At 70.6% G+C, this 4,095-nt stretch carries 8 protein-coding genes; 4 read left to right on the forward strand and 4 right to left on the reverse strand.

The genetic code is table 11. The annotated features are described in order from the left end of the window. Together ACWD4B_RS35280 and ACWD4B_RS35285 are read left to right on the forward strand one after the other, a co-directional pair. On the forward strand, window positions 1–271 hold a 271-nt coding region (locus ACWD4B_RS35280; protein WP_451424604.1), incomplete at its 5' end, for an MBL fold metallo-hydrolase RNA specificity domain-containing protein. Between the two features lie 118 nt (window positions 272–389). After that, complete coding sequence (locus ACWD4B_RS35285; RefSeq protein WP_451424605.1) at window positions 390–1,217, forward strand: universal stress protein; 828 nt, start codon at window positions 390–392, stop codon at window positions 1,215–1,217. Window positions 1,218–1,278: 61 nt separating this feature from the next. On the opposite strand, the gene ACWD4B_RS35290 is transcribed toward ACWD4B_RS35285, so the two are convergent. From ACWD4B_RS35290 to ACWD4B_RS35300, 3 genes are all read right to left on the reverse strand, one after another. Then, a complete protein-coding gene (locus tag ACWD4B_RS35290; protein WP_451424606.1) occupies window positions 1,279–1,686 on the reverse strand; it encodes a DUF7144 family membrane protein in 408 nt (135 codons plus the stop codon). A gap of 182 nt (window positions 1,687–1,868) precedes the next feature. Beyond that, complete coding sequence (locus tag ACWD4B_RS35295; RefSeq protein WP_451424607.1) at window positions 1,869–2,279, reverse strand: peptidase inhibitor family I36 protein; 411 nt, start codon at window positions 2,277–2,279, stop codon at window positions 1,869–1,871. A gap of 27 nt (window positions 2,280–2,306) precedes the next feature. Then, window positions 2,307–2,657, reverse strand: coding sequence for a hypothetical protein (locus ACWD4B_RS35300; RefSeq protein ID WP_451424608.1), 351 nt, complete (start codon window positions 2,655–2,657; stop codon window positions 2,307–2,309). An 81-nt stretch (window positions 2,658–2,738) separates the two neighbouring features. Between ACWD4B_RS35300 and ACWD4B_RS35305 the strand changes: the two genes are divergently transcribed. After that, window positions 2,739–3,158 (forward strand): YunG family protein, encoded by a 420-nt coding sequence (locus ACWD4B_RS35305; RefSeq protein ID WP_451424609.1) that lies wholly within the window; start codon window positions 2,739–2,741, stop codon window positions 3,156–3,158. Window positions 3,159–3,168: 10 nt separating this feature from the next. After that, entirely contained in the window at window positions 3,169–3,777 is a 609-nt protein-coding gene (locus ACWD4B_RS35310) for a hypothetical protein (RefSeq protein WP_451424610.1), read from the forward strand. A 56-nt stretch (window positions 3,778–3,833) separates the two neighbouring features. Here ACWD4B_RS35310 and ACWD4B_RS35315 read toward each other — a convergent pair. Beyond that, on the reverse strand, window positions 3,834–4,095 hold a 262-nt coding region (locus ACWD4B_RS35315; protein ID WP_451424611.1), incomplete at its 5' end, for a zinc ribbon domain-containing protein.

Consider the following 4,095-nt stretch of genomic DNA (forward strand, 5'->3'; position numbering starts at 1 on the left):
GGCCCGGGACCTGGTCGACGGCGCGCGGACGCTCAAGATGTTCGGCGAGTACGTACCGGTGCGCGCCGAGGTGGTCAACGTGCCGGGCTTCTCCGCGCACGCCGACGCCGCCGAGATCCTCGACTGGCTCCGCGGAGCCCCGCCGCCGCACGCGACGTACCTGGTGCACGGGGAGCCGGAGGCGGCCGAGGCACTGCGGGAGCGGATCGACGCCGGCCTCGGCTGGACGGCCGTCGTACCCCGCTCCGGCGAGCGCGTCCTGGTGCGCTGACCGTCCTGCCGTCCTCCCCCGGATGCGCGGGACAGGCACAAACGGCAGTCTGGCCGTAGACACACCCGCATTCGTCATGCGTCGTCCGTATGCGTTGCCCGTGCAGGGAGGTGGCCCCGTGGTGCGACCGGTGTCCGTCGGGTTCGACGGCTCCGCCGAGAGCCTGGCCGCTGCCGCCTGGGCGGGCCGGGAGGCGGTGCTGCGCGGAGTGCCGCTGCGCGTCGTGCACGTCCTGCAGGTGCAGACGGGCACCGCGCGGCCCGCGCCCGGGACCTCCGCCGAGCGGGAGTGGGCCGAGAGCCGGCTCGAAGTGGCCCAGGAGCAGCTCGCCGAGGCACACCCGGACCTGCAGGTCGGCGTGGACCGGGTGACGGAACCGCCGGTCAGGGCCCTGGTCGACGCCGCCCGGGACGCGGAGGTGCTGGTACTCGGGTCACGGGAGCTCGGCACCGTACAGGGGTTCCTGCTGGGGCCCGTGAGCCTGGCGGTGGCCACGCATGCGCCCCGGCCGGTGGTGGTCGTGCACGAACCGCCTGCCGGGCAGCCGAACGGGGGCGGAGCCGTCGTGCTCGGACTCGGCCCCGCCCGGCCCTACGATCCGCTGCTCGCCTTCGCCTTCGAGGCCGCCGCCGCCCGCGGTGCGGTGCTGCGGATCGTGCAGGTCGCCGACGGGGAACCCGCCGCCGGGGAACCGGAGTCGCGGGGCTGCAGCGCCCTGGCCGAGGTGCTGGGCCCCTGGCGGGAGCGGATGCCCGCCGTCGAGGTGGACGAGTGGCTGACGACCGGCTCCGCGGCCCAGCACCTGCTGGAAGCGGCCGGGCAGGCCGCACTGCTCGTCGTCGGACGGCGCGAGCACCGGCACCCCCTCGGCGTGGGCCTCGGTCCGGTGGCCCATGCGGCACTGCACCACGCACCGTGCCCGGTCGCGGTCGTGCCGCTCGGCTGACAGGCTGCGCAGGCTGCGATGCCGGTCGGCCGGCTCCTCAGCCGTCTTCTCAGCCGTCTCCTCAGCCGTCTTCGTGATGCACCGTGCACAGCCCCCAGATGACGAGAATGCACAGGGTCATGAGCACGATCGACCACAGCGGGTAGTAGGGAATGGAAAGGAAGTTGGCGAGCAGCAGCATGGCGGCGACGGCAACTCCCAGGATTCTGGCCCAGAGGGAGACCCGGAACAGCCCGACCCCGATCATGATCGCCGCGATGCCGAGGAACAGGTGGATCCAGCCCCAGCCTCCCAGGCTGAACTTGAAGGCGTAGTCGGGTGTCTTGAGGTACACCGCGTTGTGGAGTACGGCCATGATGCCGCGGAAGAGGTTCAGGAACCCCGCGATCAGCATCATCACGGCTGCGAACACCGTGAGGCCGGCAGCGGCCGTACACCTGCCGGCGTGGGGATCAGGAGCGGATGCCATGATCGTCCTCCTTTGCCTGCGTGGTGCTCCAGGCACGGGGAAAGCACGTCCCGGCTCGGACGAGCCGGACCGCTCCCTTCCATGGTCGCTCGCATCCACCGGTGATCGCACGCGGGCCGCCGGGGCGGACTCCGTGAGTGATGGGGGCGTCGCAGTGTGTGTGCGGTGCGTGCCCGCGCCCCTTACGGGGTGCTGCCGCCCGGCGGCGTGCCGCAGCTCGGGCCGCCGGGGCCGTCGAACTGCACCGAGGTGAAGAAGTCCCGGAAGTCGGGGAAGAAGTTGCCCTTGCCGGTCGGGCCGGCGGATGTGACGGCCGTGCAGCCGGTGTAGTTCGTGCCGGACCACAGGTGGATGGTGGAAGAGGTCCGGTTCCAGTCCGACTCGGCCCGGCCGCTCATGCCGAGCGCCGCGAGATCCGGCGTGCTGCTCGTCAGCACGATCATGTCGCCGGTGCCGTCGAGGCCCGAGAACATGCAGTAGGAGGCGTCGGGGCAACGGTCGTACCCGTCGGCCGCATGGGCCGTGGAGACCGGCATCGCGACGGCGGCCGCGGCAGCCGCCGACACGAGCAGGGTACGTGGCGTGATTCTCATCTCTCCATGGAACAGCACCGAAAGGTGTCAGAGCCAGCGCTGTGCCGCCTCTACGCTGTCGCCGCCGCTGGTGTTGAACGCGAGGGCGGCCTGCGGCGCGTGACGGCGGATCAGGTTGACCACCTGCTCGAAGAGCGGGAGCAGTTGCTCCGTCTTGCGGATCCCGCCCCCGACGACGACCACGTCCCACGGGCGCTCGGCCAAGGAGGCGGCGAGGACGGACTCGGCCGAACCGTCGAACACGACCAGCGTCATGGCCGCGTCGATGCCCTGCTCGCCGAACCGGGCCAGCTCCCCGTCGAGAGCCGCGCGAAGGGCCTTCCCGTCGACGCCGGGAATGGCCTGGGAGTCGTATCCCACAACAAGTACCGAGGACATGCGGCCAACCTGCCCGGCCGCACCCGAGCATCATCCAGGGGTGACGGCCCGTTGTCAGTGCCCGCTGGGAGGATCACCGGCATGACACCGACACCGTTGGTTCTCACCGACATCGAGCAGGCCGTCCGCAGCAGTTGGAGTGCCGAGACGTGCACACCCGAGTTCCGATCGCGCTGGAGCCCGGACAATCCGGCCCGGGACCAGTGCGGTGTGACCGCCATGGTGCTCCATGACCTGCTGGGCGGCGAGCTGATCCGCGGAGAGGTCCATGTCGACGGCACGCGCGTGGACTACCACTGGTGGAACCGCCTCGGCACGGGCATCGAGATCGACCTCACCCGCGAGCAGTTCGGGCCGGAGGAGATCGTCACCGGAGGCGTCGTCATTCCCCGGCCGCCCGTGACCGAGTGGCGCAGGCTGCGTGCGGAGTACGAGCTGCTCCGTGATCGCGTCATGAACCGCATACGGCCGACGACCACGCCATCGCCGCACTGTCGGTAGCCTCCCTGCCATGGGGCTGGACATCACGGTGATGATTGCCGACTGTTCGTGGCTGGAGGAGGTTCCGCCACGGGAGCGGGTGCCGCGGCTGAGGAGTGCCTGGTACGCCGACGAGACGGGACTGTGGGATCACGATGCGCCGACGGTCGAGAGCGGCTGGGTGTGGCCGCAGGGGCCCGACAGCACTTTCTTCGCCGTGCACGAATTCCCGCACACCTACGGCTCGTTCAAGGCGCACTTCTGGGCCGGGCAGCGGTGGGAAGCCGTCCGCGACCATATCGATCCTCCGATGCGGGCCGCATGGGACACCTTCCTGCGCGGACTCGTCTGGTGCGGGATGGACGGCGAAGCGCAGCACACCGATACGGGCTTCTTCGGCGAGGACGACTACGGCGTGCTGCTCGCACGATCACCGGACAGCGTCCGGGAACTGGCCGCAGTCTGGGACCGGGTACAGCCCTGCCTCGGCCGGGTGGAAGGGCCCTTCACCGAGCATGCCGCCGATCCCGACGGGTGGGTCGGCGACTTCGGCGGGTTCACGGGGCTGCTGGCGCAGTGGGGACAGGTCGTCACCGAAGCCGCCCGACGAGGGTGGGGTGTCGTGGGACTGAGCGATTGACTTGCTCTCCTTCCTGGAGGAGGGAGATTCTGGCCTGCCTGCTCGATGCTGTGCCGCTACGCGGCACGTGCTTCGGGCGGGCTTCCGTGGCTTCCTGCTTCGTCGCGCTGCGCCAGAACGGGTTCTGGTCTTACCGGCGCTCCACAGGCTGCAACCGCCAGTCCGGCGGCCGATTTCACATTCTTCGCGGCGTTGTGGTCCCGGTCGTGAACGGTGGCGCAGACCGTGCAGGTCCACTTCCGTACATGCAGGGGTTTGGGGCCGTCGCGGTGACCGCAGGCGGAGCACACCTGGCTGGTGGGCTCGAACCGGCCGGCC

The sequence above is a fragment of the Streptomyces sp. NPDC002536 genome (assembly GCF_053594995.1).